Annotated in this window: 23 protein-coding genes and 1 tRNA gene; 13 read left to right on the forward strand and 11 right to left on the reverse strand. The window is 58.3% G+C overall.

The features are described 5' to 3' along the window. Positions 1-72: 72 nt before the first annotated feature. The 3 genes from nusG to ACYVJT_RS07470 all read right to left on the reverse strand — a co-directional run bounded on the left by nusG (position 73) and on the right by ACYVJT_RS07470 (position 1,453). Positions 73-993: a transcription termination/antitermination protein NusG gene (gene nusG / locus ACYVJT_RS07460; RefSeq protein WP_343956689.1), complete on the reverse strand. Its 921-nt coding sequence runs from the start codon at positions 991-993 to the stop codon at positions 73-75. 85 nt (positions 994-1,078) lie between these two features. Next, complete coding sequence (secE, locus tag ACYVJT_RS07465) at positions 1,079-1,264, reverse strand: preprotein translocase subunit SecE (protein ID WP_343956732.1); 186 nt, start codon at positions 1,262-1,264, stop codon at positions 1,079-1,081. 116 nt (positions 1,265-1,380) lie between these two features. Beyond that, positions 1,381-1,453: transfer RNA gene (locus tag ACYVJT_RS07470), tRNA-Trp, on the reverse strand. Positions 1,454-1,674: 221 nt separating this feature from the next. Here ACYVJT_RS07470 and ACYVJT_RS07475 point away from each other — a divergent pair. The 10 genes from ACYVJT_RS07475 (at position 1,675) to ehuA (ending at position 9,620) form a co-directional block, all read left to right on the forward strand. Beyond that, complete coding sequence (locus ACYVJT_RS07475) at positions 1,675-2,886, forward strand: pyridoxal phosphate-dependent aminotransferase (RefSeq protein ID WP_343956688.1); 1,212 nt, start codon at positions 1,675-1,677, stop codon at positions 2,884-2,886. 53 nt (positions 2,887-2,939) lie between these two features. Beyond that, positions 2,940-3,347: a TOBE domain-containing protein gene (locus ACYVJT_RS07480; protein WP_343956687.1), complete on the forward strand. Its 408-nt coding sequence runs from the start codon at positions 2,940-2,942 to the stop codon at positions 3,345-3,347. Continuing rightward, complete coding sequence (gene modA, locus ACYVJT_RS07485; RefSeq protein ID WP_343956686.1) at positions 3,344-4,129, forward strand: molybdate ABC transporter substrate-binding protein; 786 nt, start codon at positions 3,344-3,346, stop codon at positions 4,127-4,129. Before ACYVJT_RS07480 ends, modA begins: the two co-directional genes overlap by 4 nt. Beyond that, on the forward strand, positions 4,126-4,962 hold the full coding sequence (locus tag ACYVJT_RS07490) for an ABC transporter permease (protein WP_343956685.1): 837 nt from the start codon (positions 4,126-4,128) through the stop codon (positions 4,960-4,962). The genes modA and ACYVJT_RS07490 overlap by 4 nt, the downstream gene beginning before the upstream one ends. After that, positions 4,959-5,609 (forward strand): sulfate/molybdate ABC transporter ATP-binding protein, encoded by a 651-nt coding sequence (locus ACYVJT_RS07495; RefSeq protein ID WP_343956684.1) that lies wholly within the window; start codon positions 4,959-4,961, stop codon positions 5,607-5,609. The genes ACYVJT_RS07490 and ACYVJT_RS07495 overlap by 4 nt, the downstream gene beginning before the upstream one ends. A 58-nt stretch (positions 5,610-5,667) precedes the next feature. Continuing rightward, entirely contained in the window at positions 5,668-6,087 is a 420-nt protein-coding gene (panD, locus tag ACYVJT_RS07500; RefSeq protein ID WP_343956683.1) for an aspartate 1-decarboxylase, read from the forward strand. Positions 6,088-6,354: 267 nt separating this feature from the next. Next, positions 6,355-7,263, forward strand: coding sequence for a transporter substrate-binding domain-containing protein (locus tag ACYVJT_RS07505; RefSeq protein WP_343956682.1), 909 nt, complete (start codon positions 6,355-6,357; stop codon positions 7,261-7,263). A gap of 101 nt (positions 7,264-7,364) precedes the next feature. Further along, entirely contained in the window at positions 7,365-8,120 is a 756-nt protein-coding gene (locus tag ACYVJT_RS07510) for an amino acid ABC transporter permease (RefSeq protein WP_343956681.1), read from the forward strand. Beyond that, positions 8,117-8,836 carry an amino acid ABC transporter permease gene (locus ACYVJT_RS07515; protein ID WP_425579861.1) on the forward strand — a complete coding sequence of 240 codons (720 nt, stop codon included), beginning with the start codon at positions 8,117-8,119 and terminating at the stop codon, positions 8,834-8,836. The genes ACYVJT_RS07510 and ACYVJT_RS07515 overlap by 4 nt, the downstream gene beginning before the upstream one ends. After that, positions 8,820-9,620: an ectoine/hydroxyectoine ABC transporter ATP-binding protein EhuA gene (gene ehuA / locus ACYVJT_RS07520; RefSeq protein ID WP_343956680.1), complete on the forward strand. Its 801-nt coding sequence runs from the start codon at positions 8,820-8,822 to the stop codon at positions 9,618-9,620. Before ACYVJT_RS07515 ends, ehuA begins: the two co-directional genes overlap by 17 nt. On the opposite strand, the gene ACYVJT_RS07525 is transcribed toward ehuA, so the two are convergent. Further along, positions 9,617-10,561 carry a LysR family transcriptional regulator gene (locus tag ACYVJT_RS07525; protein ID WP_343956679.1) on the reverse strand — a complete coding sequence of 315 codons (945 nt, stop codon included), beginning with the start codon at positions 10,559-10,561 and terminating at the stop codon, positions 9,617-9,619. The genes ehuA and ACYVJT_RS07525 overlap by 4 nt on opposite strands. A 144-nt stretch (positions 10,562-10,705) precedes the next feature. Between ACYVJT_RS07525 and ACYVJT_RS07530 the strand changes: the two genes are divergently transcribed. Beyond that, positions 10,706-11,953, forward strand: a complete 1,248-nt coding sequence (locus ACYVJT_RS07530; protein ID WP_343956678.1) for a Glu/Leu/Phe/Val dehydrogenase dimerization domain-containing protein — start codon at positions 10,706-10,708, stop codon at positions 11,951-11,953. A gap of 7 nt (positions 11,954-11,960) precedes the next feature. Here the strand turns inward: ACYVJT_RS07530 and ACYVJT_RS07535 are convergent, their stop codons facing one another. Then, positions 11,961-12,686, reverse strand: coding sequence for a maleate cis-trans isomerase family protein (locus tag ACYVJT_RS07535; RefSeq protein ID WP_343956677.1), 726 nt, complete (start codon positions 12,684-12,686; stop codon positions 11,961-11,963). Then, positions 12,664-13,446, reverse strand: a complete 783-nt coding sequence (locus ACYVJT_RS07540) for a maleate cis-trans isomerase family protein (protein ID WP_343956676.1) — start codon at positions 13,444-13,446, stop codon at positions 12,664-12,666. Before ACYVJT_RS07540 ends, ACYVJT_RS07535 begins: the two co-directional genes overlap by 23 nt. A gap of 180 nt (positions 13,447-13,626) precedes the next feature. Here ACYVJT_RS07540 and ACYVJT_RS07545 point away from each other — a divergent pair, with 180 nt between their 5' ends. After that, positions 13,627-14,994 (forward strand): amidase, encoded by a 1,368-nt coding sequence (locus ACYVJT_RS07545; RefSeq protein WP_343956675.1) that lies wholly within the window; start codon positions 13,627-13,629, stop codon positions 14,992-14,994. A gap of 4 nt (positions 14,995-14,998) precedes the next feature. Here ACYVJT_RS07545 and ACYVJT_RS07550 read toward each other — a convergent pair whose 3' ends face one another. From ACYVJT_RS07550 to ACYVJT_RS07560, 3 genes are all read right to left on the reverse strand, one after another. Beyond that, on the reverse strand, positions 14,999-15,493 hold the full coding sequence (locus tag ACYVJT_RS07550) for a DUF3830 family protein (RefSeq protein WP_343956674.1): 495 nt from the start codon (positions 15,491-15,493) through the stop codon (positions 14,999-15,001). 30 nt (positions 15,494-15,523) lie between these two features. Continuing rightward, the gene (locus tag ACYVJT_RS07555; protein ID WP_343956673.1) at positions 15,524-16,765 is read right to left on the reverse strand and encodes an aspartate aminotransferase family protein; all 1,242 of its coding nucleotides are present in this window, start codon (positions 16,763-16,765) and stop codon (positions 15,524-15,526) included. Positions 16,766-16,865: 100 nt separating this feature from the next. After that, positions 16,866-17,957 carry a YkvI family membrane protein gene (locus tag ACYVJT_RS07560; RefSeq protein ID WP_499418268.1) on the reverse strand — a complete coding sequence of 364 codons (1,092 nt, stop codon included), beginning with the start codon at positions 17,955-17,957 and terminating at the stop codon, positions 16,866-16,868. 351 nt (positions 17,958-18,308) lie between these two features. Between ACYVJT_RS07560 and ACYVJT_RS07565 the strand changes: the two genes are divergently transcribed. Then, complete coding sequence (locus ACYVJT_RS07565; RefSeq protein WP_343956671.1) at positions 18,309-19,070, forward strand: GNAT family N-acetyltransferase; 762 nt, start codon at positions 18,309-18,311, stop codon at positions 19,068-19,070. Here the strand turns inward: ACYVJT_RS07565 and ygfZ are convergent. Both ygfZ and ACYVJT_RS07575 read right to left on the reverse strand, forming a co-directional pair. Next, entirely contained in the window at positions 19,067-20,263 is a 1,197-nt protein-coding gene (gene ygfZ, locus ACYVJT_RS07570; RefSeq protein ID WP_343956670.1) for a CAF17-like 4Fe-4S cluster assembly/insertion protein YgfZ, read from the reverse strand. The two genes, ACYVJT_RS07565 and ygfZ, sit on opposite strands and share 4 nt — an antisense overlap. Before the next feature lie 6 nt (positions 20,264-20,269). Then, on the reverse strand, positions 20,270-20,932 hold the full coding sequence (locus ACYVJT_RS07575; protein ID WP_343956669.1) for a nitrobindin family protein: 663 nt from the start codon (positions 20,930-20,932) through the stop codon (positions 20,270-20,272). Positions 20,933-21,013 lie beyond the last annotated feature (81 nt).

Raw genomic sequence — 21,013 nt, forward strand, 5'->3', positions numbered from 1 at the left:
CCGTGGCGCGGTGACCTGAACACCACAGGCCCGAACAAAGCTTTCGGGCCTGGAGTGAAGTCTCATATGAGGTTATTCAACCTTGGTTACTTCGTTGAAGCCAAGGGTCACTGGGGTTTCGCGTTCGAAGATCGTCACGAGTACCACGAGCTGACGCGATTCGACCTTGACCTCGGAAATGGTCGCTGGCAAGGATTCGAATGGACCTTCCTTGACCGTGACAGATTCGCCGACTTCGTAGTCCACCGATACCGGTGGTGCCGTTTCTTGGGCTGCTTCGCCAGTGAGCGGAGCGCCAGCCTTTTCGGCTTCCTTCGCGGCTTCTTGCATCAGCGACGGGGCCAGCATGTCGAAGATTTCTTGTTGCGTCAGTGGCGTTGGATCATGCGCATTACCAACGAAGCCTGTCACACCAGGGGTGTGACGAACAGCAGCCCAGGCGTCTTCGGTCAGTTCCATCCGAACCAAAACGTAGCCGGGCACACGTACGCGGTTGATGACCTTGCGCACAGTGTTTTTGATTTCGACGACTTCTTCCATGGGAACTTCGATTTCGTAGATGTCGTCTTCGACTTCTAGTGTTTGGATTCGAGTTTCCAGGTTGGCTTTTACGCGACGCTCATAACCGGAGTAGGTGTGGACGACGTACCATTCGCCAAGTGCACGACGCAGGCGAGTCCGAAGCTCTTCAGCGACTTCTTCAGGATCTTTGGCGACGGGTCCGGGTGTAGGTTCAGGAGCGGTTGCCGATGGTTCCTCGAGGTTTTCCTCAACGGCGACGTCTTCAGCAACTTCGGCAGGAGCTTGAACGGCTACCTCGTCGGTCGCGCCATCTTCATCAACGGCTGGTACCTCGTCGCTATTTTCGACATCCGCAGCTGCTTCGGCTGGTTCCTGTTTTTCCTGTGCGGCATCGTCGTTGGCATCATGAACCGAGGCGGATGCGTCATTCGCCTCGGTTTCGATGTTTGGATCGAGTTCGTTCTCCGACACTAGGTATCCTGCTTTCTCAACGGTCAATCACGGGTATTTACTGGCATCTTCACTACGGGAAGCTCCCCGCGATACATGTGAAGTTCTAGAGGCCGTCAGAACTACCGAATACCCAGGATGCACCCATGCCGAACAGCCAGTCGAGCAGGCTTACCAGCCCAATCACGATGACAACGAAGACCAGTACCACGCCGGTCATTTTGATGAGTTCTTGACGGGTCGGTGTGACGACCTTGCGCATCTCGTCGATGACTTGGCGCAAGAACATCATGATGCGAGCAAAAAACCCACGCTTTTCAGCGTTTTGGGATGGTGTTGTTTCGCTCACTGATCCTCGCTCATTACGATTTTGCTGATAGGTTCTTCGATTCTTCCGAACCTCATGCGCAGGGCAGACAGGACTTGAACCTGCAACCTACGGTTTTGGAGACCGTTGCGCTACCAATTGCGCCACTGCCCTAGGGTTGACCGCACACAAAAACTGGTGTGCGACCTACACCAGAGTCCAATCATAGCTAATACGGACCGAGTCGACAAATCAGGCAGGCCTTCGAGCTCGCAACGCAATCTTGTAACCGCAATCAACCGTGTGATGGTCGCGATACTACAGTACTGTTAACCCACAGAATACTTCTTCCTCGCCAATGCGGTGAGACCCTATTCGAAAGGCTCAGGCCACCTATGGTTGACCCCGTACGTCGCGTTTCTGCCCGTCTGCAAGCAATCCCCGAATCTGCGACGCTGGCGATTACCGCGAAAGCCAAACAGCTCAAAGCAGCAGGCGAACCCGTCATTGGTTTTGGGGCTGGGGAACCAGATTTTCCCACACCAGACTATATTGTTGACGCCGCGCAGCAGGCTGCCGCCGACCCCGCCAACCACAAATACACCCCAGCGGCGGGTCTGCCTGAACTTCGGCAAGCTATCGCGGACAAAACGCTGCGTGATTCCGGCGTTACCGTGGATGCTTCCCAGATCATCGTCACCAACGGTGGAAAGCAAGCGGTGTACAACACGTTCGCTGCCCTCACCGACCCCGGCGATGAGATTTTGCTGCCCGCCCCGTATTGGACGACCTACCCAGAGTCCATAAAGTTGGCCGGCGGCATTGCCGTCGACGTTTTTGCGGGCGCTGAAGCTGACTACAAGGTGACCGTGGAGCAGCTCGAAGCCGCCCGGACAGAACACACCAAAGCCCTGGTCTTGGTGTCGCCCTCAAACCCCACGGGTGCTGTATACACCCTGGAGGAAACACAAGCCATTGGCCAGTGGGCGCTCGAGCACGGCATTTGGGTGATCACCGATGAAATTTATGAACACCTGACCTACGATGACGCCGAGTTCACCTCGATACTGAAGGCTGTCCCCGAGCTGGCGAACCAAACCGTGATCCTCAACGGTGTGGCCAAGACCTACGCTATGACGGGCTGGCGCGTCGGCTGGATGATCGGCCCGGCAGACGTGGTGAAAGCAGCCTCGACACTACAGTCACATGCCACCTCAAACGTCAACAATGTCGCGCAAAAGGCTGCGCTGGCCGCCATCTCCGGGCCGTTAGACGTGGTCCAGGAAATGCGCGGGGCATTCGATGACCGTCGCAAGACGATGGTCAAAATGCTCAACGACATTGAAGGGTTCCACTGCCCCACCCCCAAGGGCGCCTTCTACGCGTACGTCGATGTCACGCGTGCGTTGGGTAAGGACGTTGCAAGCCGTCGTGTCGACACCTCGACAGAACTTGCACAAGTGATTCTGGAGGAAGCCCAGGTCGCTGTTGTACCCGGTGAGGCGTTCGGTAAGACCGGATATCTCCGGCTGTCCTATGCGTTGGGTCTGGACGATCTCATCGAAGGTGTCTCCCGTATTCAAACCTTAATCAATGGACGCCCGTAATCACGGTATAAAACCTTTACCTTTCCCGCAAATACGTCATAGACTTCATGTTTATGACGTATTTGCGTATTTCCGAGACTGCCGGGTATCTCGGGGTCTCCGATGATTCGGTGCGGCGTTGGATCGCTCAAGGCAAGCTCACTGCCCACCACGATGACTCGGGACGACAAGTCGTTGCCGGTGCAGAAGTCGCCGCACTGGCTCAAGCCGCCGCAGAGGGCCGTGCCAGTGTCCCGGGCGAATTGCATTCTTCGGCCAGAAATAAACTCACCGGCTTGGTGACAAAAATCCAATCTGATCCGGTCATGTCCCAAGTCGAGCTACAATGCGGACCCTTCCGCGTGGTGTCGCTGATCTCCACGGAAGCAGTTCATGACCTAGGTTTAGTGGTTGGCTCTCCCGCGGTTGCCACTGTCAAAGCCACGAACGTTGTCATCGAAACGACCGGTCTCTCCTCATGAAACGTACTGGCACGGTGTTGATGACTGCCACTGCCTTGACGCTTGTCGGTTGCAGTGCCACCGATTCGACTCCAGAGACCACCATGGATGAGGTGACGATCGACGTTCTCGCTGCGGCCTCCCTGCAACAACCCTTTGACGACATCGCCCAAGCATTCACTGCGGAGCACCCGAACATTTCCGTGGATTTTAACTACGCAGGTTCCTCTACACTCGTCCAAAATCTTGCGGACGGTGCTCCCGCCGACGTGTTTGCCTCAGCGAATGAAACAACCATGGACACGGCCCAAAGCGACGAAACCGTCGAGGCCGACACGCGTCAATTGTTTGCCGCAAACTCACTGGTCGGTATTGTCCCTGCCGACAATCCAGCCGACATCTCTTCACTCGAGGATGCCAATGCCGAGGGGGTCAATCTCGTGGTCTGCGCCCAACAGGTGCCCTGTGGTGGGCTGTCACAGACGCTGGCAGAAGCCGCCGGGATCACTCTGAGTCCTGTATCAGAAGAACAACAGGTATCAGATGTCCTTGGCAAAGTACGCTCAGGACAAGCTGATGCGGGACTGGTATACGCCACGGACGCTGCACTCGCCCCCGACGAAGTGCAAACGTTTGACCTGGTCGGAGCCGACGAGCAGCTGAACCACTACCCCATTGCGCGGACCACCAACTCAACGCGTCCGGAAGCTGCCGATACATTCATTGAATATGTCCATTCCAAGGCAGGTCAGGCCATTTTAGAAGAACACGGCTTCACGGCCCCAGATCAGCACTCATCATGACAGCCACGAAACAAGTCACCACCGGCCGACGGCGAGCGCATCTGGCGACCGGCGTCCCCGCAGCGGCCATCGGTATCGCATGCTTGGCCGGCGCATTTTTTGTTCTACCCTTCATAACCCTGCTGGTGGATATCACGTGGTCGGATCTACCCCATCTACTGACCAGTCAAGCTGCGCTGGATGCGCTGTGGTTATCGCTTCGGACGTCGGTGGTGGCAACCATCCTTTGTGTCATACTCGGCGTGCCCTTAGCCCTGGTGTTAGCACGCACGGATTTTCCGGGCCGAACACTGATCCACTCGATTGTCCTCGTCCCGCTCGTGATCCCGCCCGTCGTTGCTGGGATTGTTTTGATAGAAGCGTTTGGGCGGCGCGGACTGATCGGTGAACACCTCTCCGCGATGGGCATTGATATTGCATTCACCACCGCAGCAGTGGTCATGGCTCAAACGTTCGTGGCCTTGCCATTTATGGTGACCTCGCTGGAATCACATCTGGCATCTGGCGGTGAGCACTACGAGCGCATTGCACAGTCGCTGGGCGCTTCGAAATGGCGGACGTTCAGCACCATCACGCTGCCGCTGCTGCGGCCCGGGTTGATCTCGGGTGCGGTACTCACCTTTGCCCGTGCACTGGGGGAATTTGGTGCCACCATTACGTTTGCTGGCTCATTGCAGGGCACCACACGGACCATGCCCTTGGAGATTTATCTGGCCCGTGAGACCGATCAGGATGCAGCCGTCGCATTATCGTTAGTGCTTATTGCGGTCGCGATCATTGTGATTGCTGTGGCCTACTTCCGTCCGACGAAGTCCCGGGAGGGCACTTCATGACGGCCCCAGGACTCTCGGTTGAGCTCACGGTAGCCCAGCGCAATGTTCAGCTCGCATTCGAGGTGAACGCCGGTGCAACGGTTGGTCTCCTTGGCCCGAATGGTTCGGGCAAGACGACGACGCTTTTGGCGTTAGCCGGGTGGCTGATCCCGGATACGGGTCGGGCCTACCTTGGTGACACGACGCTATTCAATTGCCCATCCCCAGCCAAGAGGCCCGTGACGTGGGTGCCGGCCAAAGACCGTGGTATCGGGTATCTTTCGCAGGATCACCACCTGTTTCCTCATCTGTCAGCACGCGAAAACATCATGTACGGCATGGAACGTGCGGGGATTACTGGGCGCAAAGCTCGTCGCGAAGCCGCCGAAGCATGGTTGGACCGCGTCGGGTTAGCCGGTCTTGGGAAACGCAAACCCGACCAGCTCTCCGGCGGGCAGGCGCAGCGTGTGGCCATCGCCAGGGTCTTGGCATCGGGTCCGCGTCTGGTCTTATTGGATGAACCGCTGGCTGCCCTTGATGTTGATGCGGCACCGGCCATCCGGGATGTTTTGGCCGAGGTCACCCGAGATCTGACGGTGGTGTTGGTGACCCATCACCACGACGATGTGGTAGCACTCGCCGATGAGGTAGTTCACATGAGACGGTAGACTTGCCCTCGGCTATCGCCCCGCACTTGCACTTTTATCACGCTGAGAGGCAGACTCCATGTTGCGCACTATGTTCCACGCCAAGATCCACCGTGCTACTGTCACCGAAGCGAATCTGCACTACGTTGGCTCAGTGACCGTGGATCAGAACCTGCTGGATGCTGCGAACATTCTGCCCGGTGAACTCGTCTCGATCGTGGATATTACCAACGGCGCTCGTCTCGAGACCTACACGATCGCCGGGGAACGCGATTCCGGGGTAGTTGGCATCAACGGGGCTGCAGCGCTTCTCGTCCATCCCGGTGACCTCGTGATTCTCATCGCCTATGCGCAGATGCAAGACGCCGAAGCCCGTAGCTACCAGCCCAACGTGGTGCACGTTGATGACTCCAACCGCATCATCGGTCTTGGCACAGACCCTGCGGAAGCAATTCAGGCGGGCACCCAGCGTCCACCACATGCTCACGATTTTGCTTAGCACCAGCGTCACTGCTGGTAACCAGCACGCGTAGTTTTTTCAAGTATTGAACGTTGCATACCCAGTGAGAGCCGAAACATCTCAAATTCATAAATTTTTTTGAGAATTCCACATATTGGCGCTCGAGCTGTTGAGGGTTCCCATTCAGCCTGCCCAGCAGGTGACATAAATCACTCGAAGAGGAACTGCGCACCAGGCCTACTCTCGGCAGTCATTGAAGATGTGTCCGACGGTGAGGTCGGTGCAGCATAAGGATGGTTATCTTTTATGGTTCGCAACACATCGAAAATAACAAAAGCTGCCGCGGTTTCAGCGGCAGCGCTGTTCGCGCTGACCGCATGTAGCGGCGAGGAAGCGGACAACGGTGGTGGAGCAGACGGCGGCGAAGAAGCCAGCGAGACGATTACGGTTGGCATTGCTGGCGAAATCCCTTACTCCTACCTCAATGATGAAGGTGAGCCCGAGGGTGCGACCGTAGCGTTGGCCGAACGGATCTTTGGCGATATGGGCTATGAAGTTGAGGCAGAGCTTGTGGATTGGGACAACCTCATCCCCGGGCTCAATGCAGAACGCTTCGATGCCATCTCGGCGGGCATGTCCATCACCCCGGAACGGTGTGAAGAAGCCGCTTTCGCTGAACCAGAAATCATGTACACAACCACGCTCCTCGTCGAAGAAGGCAACCCACACGGTGTAGAAGACCTCGACGATGTGCTAGAAGCGCAGGAAGCCGGTGAGGATATTACCTTGGCCACCCTGACCGCAGGTATTGAGGCGGGTTATGCCACGGATCTGGGACTCGACTATGACGGCGTGGGAAGCGCCGATGAGGGTCTCAAGATGGTTCAGGGTGGACGCGCGGATGTCTTCGCGATGACTGCTATCTCGCTCAACCAGATGGCCGAAGACGCTGAAGGCGTTGAGGTCACGGGGCCATTTGTGCAAGAAATTGACGGGGTCCTACAGTATGGGGCCGGGTCCACTGTCTTCCGCCAGGACGACACCGAAACACTCGATGAATACAACGAGCACCTTGCAGAGCTGAAATCCAACGGCGAACTTGGTGAGATTATCGGTGAATTCGGCTTCACCGACGCTGAGGTTCCACCCGAGGACATGACCGCTGAAGCACTGTGCAACGGCGATCTAGAAGCCCTCCAGGATATCGAGGAATAGTCACGTTCCTAGCCGTTGACTGTTCCTGATGGCTCCCTCCGACCGACCCGCTCGCTCGGAGGGAGCATCCCAAAGAATCCAGAAGGGAATCACGTCGTCTTGTGAATTATCTAGATGCCCTCTCCATGCACGGGCCCCGGTTACTGGAGGGCCTGCTGCTGACGGTCCAACTCACCGTGATCAGTGGTCTACTCGCATTCGTTGTTGCAGTGACCTTGGGCCTGATGGCGGGCAGCCCACGAAAACTGGTTCGCCTCCCGGCCCGCATCATCATCGAATTCTTCCGCGGTACATCATTACTGGTGCAGCTGATGTGGCTGTTCTATGTCCTGCCACTGTTCGGCCCAAGCCTGGGCGCCATGATGGTAGCCATCTTCGGGCTCACACTGAATTACGGTGCTTATGGCGCCGAAGCTGTCCGTGCTTCTTTGACCTCAGTACCACAGAGCCAATGGGAAGCCACCACCGCTCTATCGATGTCGTGGCCGCATAAAGTTCGCCGTGTAATTTTCCCCCAGGCATGGGCCCTGATGTTGCCTTCACTGACCAATCTCTGGGTGCACCTACTCAAAGGCAGTTCTATTGTCTATATCATCGGTATGAACGAATTCACGTTCGAAATGCTCCAGCTTCGGCGCACTACCGACTGGTTCTTCGCCCTGGCAGTTGTGGGGTTGGTGGTATATTTCCTCATCGCTTTGATCTTGACACAGCTCATGCGGATACTCGAGGCCCGGGCAAAGCATCGCCTGGGTCAGGGTCCAAGCCTGCTAGAGATTCTCTCTCCGCTCCCGAAGAAAAACCGCTCCCATAATGACGCGGTGACGGTAACGACGGGGTCAGGAGGATCGTCATGAACATGCTCGGACTTCTAGCCCACGTGGTGCCTGCAACGGTGGACACGCCAGATATCGATGACTCCACCAGTTTCTGGCGCTGGGACTTCGCGTGGGAAGTCTTGCCGCAGATGTTAAGTTCCTTTCTCCAGGTAACCCTGCTCGTCACGGTCGTTGGCACGATGATCGCAGTCGTTCTTGGGCTCGTGATTGCAATCCTGATTCGGCTGTTGCCAAAACCCCTGTCGTTGTTGGTTACCTGGATTGCGAATTTCATTCGGATGACGCCCATCGTCGTCCAATTATTGGTCCTGTTCTACGGTTTCGTATGGATGGAGCCAATGACCATAGCCCTACTGGTGTACGGTGTGCACTATTCCACGTATATGTCCGAGGTGTATCGTGCGGGCATTGATTCGGTCCCGACCGGCCAGTGGGAAGCAACCACCGCCCTATCCATGCCTGCTACGCGCACATGGCGCCGGGTAATCATCCCGCAGGCGTTACGTTCCACGGTGCCCTCACTGGGCAACTATGCGATCTCAATGTTCAAAGACACGCCGTTTTTGATCTCCATCTCTGTCATGGAGATGGTGACCACGGCATTGGAAATCGGCGGCTTCACCTACCGATATATTGAAACCATTACGATTGCCGGCCTTATCTTTTTGATCGCCAGTTACGGCACCGCCGTCCTCGTCAACCGATTGGAGAAGGCACTTGCCTACGCCCACTGATCCGCACAGCACCCACCCCGTGATTGAATTCCGCGATGTCGAAAAGCACTTCGGCGATAAAACGGTCCTGAAGGATCTCAATTTCTCAGTGGAACGCGGCGAGCGAGTGACTCTCATTGGACCTTCCGGTTCTGGTAAGACGACCATCTTGCGTCTGGTCATGACCCTTGAAGAGCTCAGTGCCGGTTACATCTACATTGATGGCCAACCGCTGGCGTATGAACAGCGCAACGGCAAGCGGATGCCGGTATCCAGCCGGGAACAGAAAAAGATCCGTACTCGTATCGGGATGGTGTTTCAACAATTCAATTTGTTCCCAAACATGACGGTCATGCAGAACATCACCGAAGCACCCATTCACGTGTTGGGCAAGTCCAAAGACGAGGCCACTGCCCGGGCCCGTGAATTGCTTGAGCAGGTCGGTGTGCCGGACAAAGCCGATGCGCACCCTACCCAGCTCTCCGGTGGTCAGCAGCAGCGTGTGGCGATCGCCAGGGCCCTGGCAATGGACCCCGAAATCCTCTTGCTGGATGAAGTCACCTCGGCACTGGATCCCGAAGTGGTCGGCGACGTGTTACAAGTGCTGCGCGATGTTGCAGAAAATACGAACGTCACGATGTTGATTGTCACCCACGAGATGAGTTTCGCCCGAGATGTTTCGCACCGAGTGATGATGTTCGACGGGGGCAAGGTCGTCGAGTCCAACGACCCTGAAACCATCTTCACCAACCCGTCCAATGAGCGGACCAGGCAATTCCTTTCGGCGGTGCTGCGCGACAGTTAATGCTGCTCCTCCTCCGGCTGCGGCAACCCCGTGCTGCTGGCAATCCCCCGTTCGGCCGCCGCCGTGCGCATCGCGTCAACCACCAGATCCAACGGGGCACGCGGTGTTGGAGTGCTGCGCCAAGCGATTGATACTGTGCGCATGACCGGCTGGTCCAGCGCCACGATCCCCACGCCATCGGGCACCATATCTAACGCGAGATCAGACACCAACGACACGCCCAAACCACCGGCGACCATCACCAGTGCGGTCGACTGTTCCTCCACGGTGTGCATAATCTGTGGTTCAAATCCTTGGCGTCGGCAGGCCAGCCGAATCGCTTTGCCCAAATGCGAGCGCGAACCAGCCAAGATCCAGGGGTGCTCGCTCAGATCGGTCAGCGATACCGTGGCGCCGGGGATGCTCCCGGCCGGAGCTGCAGCGTAGAGCCGTTCCACTGCGATCACTTCGCGACTCAACGCAGGGTCCCACACCATCGGATAGTTCGTATAGTCAATCACGAACGAAAAATCCAAAGTACCGTCCAGCACGGCTTCTGCCATCGATTCGGGTGCCAGTTCGACGGTGCGCACCTCGATGCCCGGGTGCTGCTTGGCCAACGCGCCCAATGCCGGGGTCACCAGACCGGAAGCAACCGAAGCCCACACCCCGGCCGTCAGTCGGGCAGTAACGCCACCTTGGACCTGTTCCAGCGCCATGGAAGCGCGTTCCACCGCGCCCAGAATTTCTTCGGCGTGCTCGGCTAATACCAGTCCGAGCTCAGTGAGCCGGACACGGCGACCGACGCGTTCTACTAACACCACCCCGACGTCGCGCTCCAACTGGGTCAACTGCTGAGAAATCCCGGAAGGACTGTAATGTAACGACTCAGCTGCGGCAGTCACAGTGCCACGCCGGTGCAGCTCCCGCAGCATCTTCAGGCGGCGAAGTGACAGGTCCATGGCAATTAGTGTAGTCCAGCTCACACATAATCGTGCAGGTTCAGTGAATTCCACCGTGCATGAATTGTAACTAGACGCTTCCGCGGCCGGTGATTCACACTGTAGTCACAGCACATTTCCCGACCGAGGACGGAAGTGGGACGCATGACTACGATACACAACCCCTGGAGTTTCCAAGAGCGCCCGCTGACCCAGCACGTCGACCACTTCGCTCCGCCTGCCAGCATCGACGGACCACCCGTACACGAACACGTGTGGACCGATCCGGTGACCGGCGCCCGCGGGTTTTTCGTCGTCGATAGTATCGTCGGAGGCCTCACCACCGGGGGCACTCGGATGCGGGCTGGTTGCACGCTGTCGGAAGTAGCTGACCTGGCTCACCGCATGACCCTGAAAACTGCAGCCTTCGGCCTACCTGTGGGCGGCGCAAAAGCTGGCATTGATATGGATCCGCATCATCCAGCGGCTCTTGAGGTCTTGGAACGGTTCTTTATGGCGATGTTGCCCTGGCTCGAAGAACACTGGGTAACAGCCGAGGATCTGGGCGTCAGCCAGACCGATCTCGACGGTGTCTTCCAACGGCTTGGCTTACACCATTCGTACCACGCGGCGATTGAACGATCAGAACACCCGGATAAGACACTGAAGCGCATCCGCAACGCGATGGCGATGCGATCCTCGCTTGGTCCACCAGTAGCGGATCTTATCGGTGGGCACGGGGTGGCCCAGGCATGCTTAGCGGCGGCGAACTCCTTTGGCTGGACCTTGTCTCACACCACGGTAGCCATTCAGGGAATCGGCACGATGGGCGGCAGCACCGCCAGGTTCCTCCACGCAGCTGGCGTAGCAGTCGTTGCCATCGGTGACGCAGCCGGGACCCTCTATGACCCGCAGGGCTTGAATATTCCCGAGCTATTGGCCCTACGGGATTCCTATGGTGAAATTGACCGTTCCCGCGTACCGGCCGGCATAGAGCATCTGCCGTGCGCATCAGTTTTGACCGTGGCCGCGGATATTCTGGTCCCGGCGGCATTCTCGTACGCTATTTCTGCGCAAGCAGTACCCAGCATCACCGCGTTGGCCGTGGTCGAAGCAGCGAACTCCGCCACCACGCCGGAGGCCGAGGAGCTGCTGGCGGTACGTGGTATTCCCGTGATCCCCGACTTCGTGGCGAACGCGGGCGCTGCCGCCTGGACCTGGTGGCTCTTGGCCGGACTGGTGGGCAGCGACCCTGAAGAGTCATTCCAGAAAATGCGCAGCCACATGGAGACCAAGGTCGCGTTCATGTTGGCACAGTGGCGTGAATCGGCGATACTCCCCCGGCGCAGCGCATGGAATTTCGCAGCCATCAACCAGCGGGCGGTAGCCGACACGCAATTGAGCGTGCCGTAGCCACCGGCTAGGGAGCAAAGAGCGTGCCGAGCCTGGCATCGTGTCGCGGTGCACCGGCGAGCCGAAGCCCGTGCCAGATCGTTATTTGATTCGCTGTGAGCACCGGTTTGCCAAGCTGCGCTTCAAGTTCGGGCAGCAGTTGAACAGTTCGCATCGCGGTGTCGGGGATCAGCAGCGCGTCCGCGGCTGGGTGATCATTGGACAGGGCCAGGTCCAACACATAGTCTGGAGTTAGACCACCAACTTCGGCAGCCGTGTCAATTCCAGCACTGGACATTGCGGTGATGTCGATGCCAGCACCCACCAGATACTCGACGAATAATGTCGCAACCGGTTGCGGATAGCTGGCAGCGACGGCCACCCGATGCACACCCAGCTCGCCCAAGGCGGCCACGAAGGCCTGCGAGGTACTGGCCGCGGGCACGCCGGTAGCCAGTGCCAGCTGGTCGGCTTGTTGTTGCGCTCCTGCCAATCCGTAGACGAAACTGCCCGACGTGCAAGCCCACATAACCGCCTGCGGGCGGTGTACGGCAAGTTTCTCGGCCGCTTCGGCAAGACGCTCCGGTCGGCCCAGGTCAAGGAGCTCGGGTACCGCGTGCAGATCTGTGCCATAGACGTGGACCACGGGCAGGTGGACATCGAGCCAAGCGGCAGCTCTAGGGTAATCATCTTCGGCGGCGTGGTCTGGGTAGATCATGCCGACGGTGGTTTCAGGTCTGCTGACCGTGGTCATCGCTGTGTTCCTCCTCGAAGACTCCCCGCAACCACCGACCCGGCCCCACCATGGCGAGGTCCATGCGGCCTAAACAGGCCCACACTGTGAGTTGGTTGGCGGTGAGTACCGGTTTGCCCAGTCGTGCCTCCAGCGGGGCGATAATGTCATAGGTTGGTAGATTGGTGCAGGCAACGAATACCGCGTCGGCGTCGTCAACGTCGGCTTTTAAGATAAGTTCGGCTACGGTGCGATAGTTGACCCGCCAGATCCCGCCGCCCAGGCCCATATATTCGGACCGGACCACGGTCACGCCCAGCTCGGCAAGGAAGGCGATCAAGACTTCGGTGAGCTCGGCGTCGTAGTGCGTGATGACCGATATCCCAGTCAGCCCAAGTTCCTGGATTGCTTCTGCCAAGGCTCCGGAGCTGGTGACCGCGCTCGGAGCTCCTGCATCCACCATCGCCTGACGCAATTCGGCTTCACCGGCCACGCCCCGGATGAAGCTGCCGGAGGTGCATAGGTAGGCCACCAGCTCGGGGTTGACCCCCAACAGATCTCGGGTCGCCGATTGCATGTGCTGGGGTTTCGAAACCAGCTCGGCCATGGCCAAACTAACCGAGATCTCCTCGTAGGGGGTGCGCGCCAAGTGGAGACTCACATCCAGTGAGGCCCAGCGCCACAGCTCGCGCTCGAGGGCAAGGTCAAAGGGCGCGATGATGCCGATGCCTCGTTGGGCCAGTGGTCCCTCGAAGTCAATTTCTGGTAGGTCTACATCCACTCGGGGCCTCCCCTTGGGACAAGGATAGCGGGACGCTTGCGGTGGCTATCCAACCATGATCTCAAGCCGATGACCGATTGACAATAGCTTGACTCAATTATACGTTGTCAACATATCCGGGCAGTCTGGCGCTGCGGCTCCATACGTTTCACGACTGAGCATCAAGCATCGGGAGCTACGATGAATCCTACTGAGATGACCGCCACACAGTTAGTCACCGCCTATGCAGCCGGTGAGCTATCGCCCGTCGAGGCCACCACGTCGGTGTTGGACCGCATCGACGCCGCCGACGACGAACTCGGGGCGTACTGCTACCTGGACCCGGACACCTCTGTTGAGCAGGCCCGGGCCTCTGAAGCCCGCTGGCAAGCAGGCTACCCGCAGGGATTGCTCGACGGCGTTCCGGTGTCAATCAAAGATATTTTTCTGACCGATGGCTGGCCCACACTGCGCGGTTCCAAAGCAGTCGACCCCAACCAGCCCTGGACAGTGGACTCACCGGTTGCCGCCCGAATGCGCTCTGACGGGATGGTGTTTGTTGGCAAGACCACGACGCCGGAATTGGCCTGGAAAGCCGTCACGGATAGCCCACTGACCGGCATTACCCGCAATCCGGTGGATCCACGCTTGACCGCTGGTGGTTCTTCCGGTGGGGCAGCCGCGGCTGTGGCCGCTGGAATGGGCCCGTGCGCCGTGGGCACCGACGGCGGTGGGAGCATACGTATCCCGGCCGCGTTTTGCGGGATCGTGGGTTTCAAACCCACTCACGGACGGGTCCCGATGTTCCCCGCCAGCCCCTTCGGGCCGCTGGCCCATGCGGGTCCGATGACGCGCACCGTTGAGGATGCCGCCGTGCTCATGGACATCCTGTCCCTGCCGGATTCCCGGGATCCAACCTCGCAGGCTCCCCCGCAGGGCACCTACCGCGATGAATTCAACCGAGAAGTGCTCGGCATGCATGTCGCCTACTCCCGCGATCTCGATTTCGCCTCCGTGGACCCAGAAGTCGCCCAAATCGTAGAAGATGCTGTCGCCCGCATCGATCGCGCCGGGCTGCACGTGACCGCTGAAGATCCCGGATTTACCGATCCGCTTGAGGCGTTCGAGGTGATGTGGTCCGCCGGGGCGGCTACGCTGTTGGATACGATGCCGGGTGCTCGCGACACCGTTGATGACGGGCTCGAGCAGGTGTGGGACCAGGGCGAGCGACACACCGCGACCGAGTATCTGCAGGCACGTGGAGTTGCCGCACAAGTGGGGATCACCATGGGGGCATTCCACGAGCGCCACGACGTGTTACTCACCCCGACCGTTTCCATCCTGGCTTTCGGCGCGGGCTATGATGTGCCGCCGGGCAGTGGACTGGATCGCTGGCCGCAGTGGGCGCAGCTCAGTTACCCGTTTAATCTCACACAGCAGCCGGCCATCAGCATCCCGGTGGGCGCCACCGCGGCTGGACTGCCGGTCGGGCTCCAGATCATCGGGCCACGTCACTCCGACGATCTGGTACTGGCGGTCGCTCGATTCGTGGAGGGGCTCTTAGCCTGACGGCTCAGTCCCGGGCAAAGGTCAAGTGCTCGCCGACAAAGCCATTGCGCCATAGATCATTGCAGGCGACCGCCATCTGTTCAAAGCCGTCCACCACAGTGCCAAACACATTGCCGGGGACCCAGCCGACGTCGCCATTGATCAACAAGTTATTCCGTCCATAAAACAATGCCAAATCGGTGGCACCTTGTGCGGCGTATGCTTCCGAGCCTGGTTCATAACCAAACGCCGGGTTGTTGATCTCCCAGGGTTCGAAGTCGAAAAGACACACGTCACCAGGGATCGGAGTGACCGTGGGATTCTCCCGACGCGGTGCCTGCGTGATCCGCGGAACCAATGCGTAGACTTCATTGCGGGCGAATTTGGCGTGTACTGCGTCCCCAGTCACGGGCAGCACCTCCCACACGGCGTCGCACGTCACCGGTGCCTGGGCGTCCAGCAGTTCAACCCGACAGCTGACGGCCCGCTGCTGCAAAGTCACGGTCACATATCGTGCCATGCTGTGCTCCTTCCTCGGGGGTGCTGCCGTTTAAGCAGCCTCGAGGACGTCGGACCAGATGGCCAGGCCCTCGTCAATTTCTTCGGCGGTGATCACCAGCGGTGGGATCATTCGCACCACATTCATGTGTGCCCCACAGGTCAGCAGGAGCAAGCCACGACGCGCGGCTTCTTGCTGAGCACGTTGGGCCCGTGCCGTGTCCGGAGAGCCGTCGGGCGCGGTGAACTCATTTCCAAGCATCAAACCCAGCCCACGGACATCACCGATACCTTCCACCGCTCGGGCGGTCGCTCCGGCAAGGAGCTGGGCACCGCGCTGTGCAGCATTGCCGACCAGCTGTTCGTCGGCGATGACATCGATGGTGGCGACCGCGGCCGCACAGGACACCGCATTGGCACCATAGGTGCCGCCCTGCGAACCAGGCCAGGCTTGGCTCATCAACTGTTCGGATGCGGCAATTCCCGATAGGGGGAACCCCGACGCAATGCCTTTGGCAAACGTGATGACATCCGCCTCCACGTCGAAATGCTGGTGGCCAAAATACTGGCCTGTCCGTCCAAAGCCGGTCTGAATCTCATCGATCACCAACAGGATGCCATGCCGATCTGCCCGCTCACGGAGCCCGGCGAAGAAGCGCGCATTCCCCGGAATATATCCGCCTTCACCAAGCACCGGTTCGACGACAAAGGCTGCAACCTCGTCGGGGCTCGTAACCGTAGCGAAGAGGTAGTCCAACTCTTGTAGCGCAAAATCAGTCGCCTCGGATTCAGTCCAACCGTAGCGGTATGCACTGGGGAACGGCGAGACGTGGACGCCGGGCATTAGCGGTGAGAATCCGGCGGAAAATCTGGTGCCCGAAGTCGTCATCGATGCCGTCGCAACGGTGCGACCGTGGAAACCACCGTGAAAGACGACCACGTTGGGCCGCCCGGTGGCCTGGCGGGTCAGGCGCAGGGCTGCTTCAACCGCCTCACTGCCCGAATTGGCAAAGAACAGTGAATCGAGATGCTCCGGCAGAACATGCGATAATCGCTCGGTCAGTTCCCCCAGCGGCCGATGTTTCACTGTTGTGTATTGACCGTGGATCAGCGACCCGACCTGCTGTTGCGCGGCCGCGACGACGCGTGGGTGGCAGTGTCCCGTGCTCACGACGCCGATGCCCGCCGTGAAATCGAGATATCGGCGACCTTCCACATCATAGACCGAGCTGCCAAGTGCATGATCGACGGTCACGGGAGTGGCTTGTTTCAGATGGGGCGACAACGATGTCATGGCGTACCTCACATTAATTCGCTCGTCTCGTTGACCGTACCTCCAGTTCGGCCGAGACTGCAAGGAAGCGACAATCGCACAGAAGCCTCACGGCTATACGTCAGTCGTTGGCTGCACGCGAGGACGCAACGGGCGCATGTTCAGTTTCGCCGGACGGGGTCCGTCGCTTGATGATGGCACGTCGGAGAGTTACGACCACCATGATGGCCAGCAGCACTGCACCGACATAACCGTTGAGTACATATACGATGTTGACCATTTCGTCGAAGGGCAACCAGAGTCCGATCACCGTGCCAAGGAGAGCCAGACCGATGGTCAGGAACTTGTACTTTCGTGTCCCGTCGGGGAAGAACCGCGACGACACCGTCCACAGCAGTGGTATCGCTGTGGTGTAGATTCCGGCGAGGATCATCACCGAGATGAGCGACGCCACGACGGGTGCAATGTCGTTTGCCAGCGCAAGCATTGGGATCTGCATGCCGGCAATCCGTTCGATGTTGGCCAGCAACCCCATACCCACGATGATGCATGCCAGCGAGAAGATCGCACCGCCGGCGAGACCACCGGCGCGAGCCTCCCGATGCGTTGGCACAGTCCTTCCAAGAGCCGTCAGAAACGCTGCGAGCCAGAGCATACAGAAGCCGACGTAGCTGAGCCCGGCGATGGCCCAGTGGTTCGAAGCTTGTTGGAGCTCTAGGTCATCGACCATATTATGGCCGGCTAATATCCCGGTGTCGGCGTTGACAATACCGACGATGCCTAGACCGATCGCGACGACAACGATCACCGGGCCAATCTTGCCGATGACATCAACCAGAGAATTGAGGCCGAACACGACCGTGATGGCCACCAGTATGGTCAAACCGAAGCCTCCTACCCAGGTGGGAAGGTTGTAGTGTTCGTCGAAGACTGCACCGGCACCTGACACCATGACCGTGAATGACAGGAACACGAACAGGATCGAGAAGTAATCGAAGAATTTGCCGACGTATTTGCCTGCATAGTATTCAAAGATCTGCGAGGGTTTTTCAAATTGCTCTCGACGCCCAACAGTCAGAAATTGGACGGAAACAAAACAGATCAACAGCAGCACGATCGCGCCGGTGCCAAAGAGCCCCCAGAATCCATATGACGCGTAGTACTGCATGATTTCCTGACCGGTGGCGAAACCAGAACCAATCAAAAACGCCATAATTGCGCCCCCGTAGGTCAGGACCCGCATCATGCTCGACCGATTCGTAGAAAACAAATGTGTTTTCTTTTCTCGCTGTATTTTTTCCATAACAATGCCTTCAACGCTCGAGTGACACCTGACATATAAAGGTGCGCTGGTGAGATATATCACTAATCATGAACTCTAAGGCAGGCCCCTGGACGCGTCAATACTTTCGCTTCCAATCCTGCCCAGAATGTTGGTTCGATGCCGCTGGCCGACCGTCCGGCAACCCTATAAAGACCATCGGTTCTCGCGTTAGGCTATAGCCATCGCTGGAGCAAGGCGATTGACGATTGAGCATATTGACTTGGCGTACTGGAGGTGCTCGTGTCGAAAAACTACCTCAATTCTCCCGGCTTATCGCAAGCCAATCAGAAAGTGGTGCTATCAGCTTGGGCACGCTCCCTTCAGCTTGAGGAATCGGCATTACACCGAGCAAATGACGATGCCACAACCGTGCGTCGCTTCGAGATTGCGGCCGAAAAAGATGTGGCCGATTGGGATCCGAATACCGCGACGTTTATTCAGCTGTTTAACATCTCGATACTCTTTGCACCAACGTGGTTCTTGGATGCCGCACGGGACATCGACGATGAAGCGCTTGGGTTGGAATCCACCATGTTAGAACTGGGCTACGCGGCTGATGCCCGTTCATTGGGTGAAGAAACCATTTTTTACGCCGAAGATATCCCGTTTTATGATGATGCCCGCCTCAACGTCACGTCACAGAGCCGCGATGCTCGACGCCTCGAATCCGCCTGTCCTCCAGATGATACGGCTGCGATGCCCCTGGATTCGCTAGATCATTTCTTCACCATTTCGGCTTTTACCCAAAATACCGAGCCCATTGCTGGTGCTGGTTATGACGTCTTCTCGTCAACCGTGGGGCAATTAGCCGTCTTGGTGGCCGCAGAACACCGCACCAAGGGGTACGGCACGTTTATGTTGGCGCGTGCAGCAGAAGAATGCATGTTCGACGGGCTGATCCCTCAGTGGGTGACTCCGGTAGGCAATGAAGTGGGCGAAAAGATGGCCCACGATGTGGGCTTTTTACTATCTGGTTTTCGCATCAGCGTGACCTTCGCCTAGCGACGCAGGTTCGTCAACCCTTGCACGCGGCCCACGACTTTGCCGGCACTGGGTGAAGTCAGCGTTTCTTGAGCCGCAGCTGTGAAGTTTGGTTTCTCATCGTCTGCAGACCCCGCGGGCGGCATCTCACGAATAATCAGCTCCGCCTCGGGTTTGGTATTACGACGGATGATCGCAGTGCCAATCGCACCCATCTCGTGGTGCATTGCCACAGACTTGAGGGTGCCGATGGAACGCGCAGCAGCCATCGACTCTTCGTCATCGGTTTCGGGGCGGACAATGATGTCGGCACCAACTTCCGGTAACCCGTGGCCTGACCCGTCAATGAGCAGACCGACAAGACGTCGCGGCGGGTGACCAAGGTTATGCACTCGGGCTACGGTTTCCTGACCTTTATAACAGCCCTTTTCCAAGTGGACTGCGGTGCGTATCCAGTCCAATTCGTGCGGAATGGAGCGCTCATCAGTATCGAATAGCTGACGTGGTCGACCAGCAGCGACACGGAGTGCTTCCGATGCCATGACCCCTGCGACACGGAAGTCCTCGGGCAACGCGGTGACGGTTTCCACGAGCTGTTCGGCATCAAGAATATAGAGGTGACATGCATAGTCTTCGTGAACTGCGGGGTGATCTGCTGGGGCCTCGGTGTAGGCGAACCCTCCTGGCGAGACACCAGGCCATGGATCCACCCATACCGGGCGATCGAGACCGGGGACCTCATCGGTAGCACCGAGCAGCGCGAGTTCACCGGTACGGTCGGCGAGCTCCACGCGGGCGGCAAATTGCATGCGAGTCAACCAGTCCAACAATGAGGCGTTCATCGTTGGCTCGGTGATCAAATACGTGGTTTCACCGTCATCGTGGACTTTGGTGGCGATTTCGATCCGACCGCGTAAGTCAAGAAACAGGGCTTCGCTGTTGAGCGGGACGGGCATACCTTGCAGCTGTTGCGTGGTTAGGGTGTGCAACCAGGAGAGCCGTTCTGCCCCGGTGACGGTGACAATCCCGTAGTGCGAGAGGTCTACGACCGCTTTGCCATCTGCTAACGCGCGTTGCTCTTGGACGGGGTGACCGTAGTGACCGGCGACGTATTGGTCCACCGAATCTGCTGCGACCGCGCCGTGAATGGCATGTTCACCGGCCAGCAGCGGTGAGGTCTCGGGCGTGTATTCGATGTGCGTGACGTCAAGCATATAAACTCACGTTTCGTGTTTGCCGGGCAAATGTGGTTTGCCGGGCGGGAGGCGACCATCGTTTGCCGATGGCATTCTGTCGAGTATGGCCGAAGCGTGCGGGGTGGGCTCCTCGCCTTCGGTGGCTATCACATCCCAACGCCAGAACATTTGGCCGTTGACCAGCCCGAATATCCGGTTGGCGGAATGGTAGGTACCACTCGCGGTGCCTTGCAGGATCGCGTCGGCGTTGAGTTGGATTTGTGGGCCGCGGACGATGCCGTAGTACAGCTCGGACATCGACCCCGGATGGGTGATCGTCGCGGTGATGGGGAAATCTGTTTCGTTCTTGCGCAGCTGTTCCACGTCCTCAGCGGAATGGTAGGCCGGGACCACGTCCGCCGGGACCATACCTGGGCCGACGTCAGAGGCGTGCCGGTCGCGGTCAATAGCCCAAAATCCGGACTCAAATGACAGGGGACGGATCAGCGTGCCGTCTGCTTCGGAAAGCCAGGTCTCTGTACGGTACTGCAAAAATGGCAGCCCAGTTTCAACGAAATCCAGGCGCTGGTAGAAGATCTCAGAACCTTCGTCCCCCTCACCGAGGCGGCCTTGGCCCTCCCAGGAGCCAATCAACCACGATAACGGGGCAAGTTCCGGCAGCAGATCGTATGGAAGTTCAGTAGCCACAGGTGTAGTTAGCGTTGACCCTTGTAGAGGTTACGGATAACCATGATGGCAAACAGCGCCATACCGACGCCGGCGAGTCCA

Source organism: Yaniella soli (assembly GCF_054782375.1).

Coding starts and splice junctions, on each gene's coding strand:
- modA (WP_343956686.1), top strand. CDS start 3,344: ATGAAACGTACTGGCACGGTGTTGATGACTGCCACTGCCTTGACGCTT.
- ACYVJT_RS07480 (WP_343956687.1), top strand. CDS start 2,940: ATGACGTATTTGCGTATTTCCGAGACTGCCGGGTATCTCGGGGTCTCC.
- ACYVJT_RS07505 (WP_343956682.1), top strand. CDS start 6,355: ATGGTTCGCAACACATCGAAAATAACAAAAGCTGCCGCGGTTTCAGCG.
- ACYVJT_RS07545 (WP_343956675.1), top strand. CDS start 13,627: ATGAATCCTACTGAGATGACCGCCACACAGTTAGTCACCGCCTATGCA.
- ACYVJT_RS07550 (WP_343956674.1), bottom strand. CDS start 15,493: ATGGCACGATATGTGACCGTGACTTTGCAGCAGCGGGCCGTCAGCTGT.
- ACYVJT_RS07555 (WP_343956673.1), bottom strand. CDS start 16,765: ATGACATCGTTGTCGCCCCATCTGAAACAAGCCACTCCCGTGACCGTC.
- ACYVJT_RS07475 (WP_343956688.1), top strand. CDS start 1,675: ATGGTTGACCCCGTACGTCGCGTTTCTGCCCGTCTGCAAGCAATCCCC.
- ACYVJT_RS07535 (WP_343956677.1), bottom strand. CDS start 12,686: ATGACCACGGTCAGCAGACCTGAAACCACCGTCGGCATGATCTACCCA.
- panD (WP_343956683.1), top strand. CDS start 5,668: ATGTTGCGCACTATGTTCCACGCCAAGATCCACCGTGCTACTGTCACC.
- ACYVJT_RS07525 (WP_343956679.1), bottom strand. CDS start 10,561: ATGGACCTGTCACTTCGCCGCCTGAAGATGCTGCGGGAGCTGCACCGG.
- ACYVJT_RS07515 (WP_425579861.1), top strand. CDS start 8,117: ATGAACATGCTCGGACTTCTAGCCCACGTGGTGCCTGCAACGGTGGAC.
- ACYVJT_RS07530 (WP_343956678.1), top strand. CDS start 10,706: ATGACTACGATACACAACCCCTGGAGTTTCCAAGAGCGCCCGCTGACC.
- secE (WP_343956732.1), bottom strand. CDS start 1,264: ATGATGTTCTTGCGCCAAGTCATCGACGAGATGCGCAAGGTCGTCACA.
- ACYVJT_RS07560 (WP_499418268.1), bottom strand. CDS start 17,957: ATGGCGTTTTTGATTGGTTCTGGTTTCGCCACCGGTCAGGAAATCATG.
- ygfZ (WP_343956670.1), bottom strand. CDS start 20,263: ATGCTTGACGTCACGCACATCGAATACACGCCCGAGACCTCACCGCTG.
- ACYVJT_RS07495 (WP_343956684.1), top strand. CDS start 4,959: ATGACGGCCCCAGGACTCTCGGTTGAGCTCACGGTAGCCCAGCGCAAT.
- ACYVJT_RS07490 (WP_343956685.1), top strand. CDS start 4,126: ATGACAGCCACGAAACAAGTCACCACCGGCCGACGGCGAGCGCATCTG.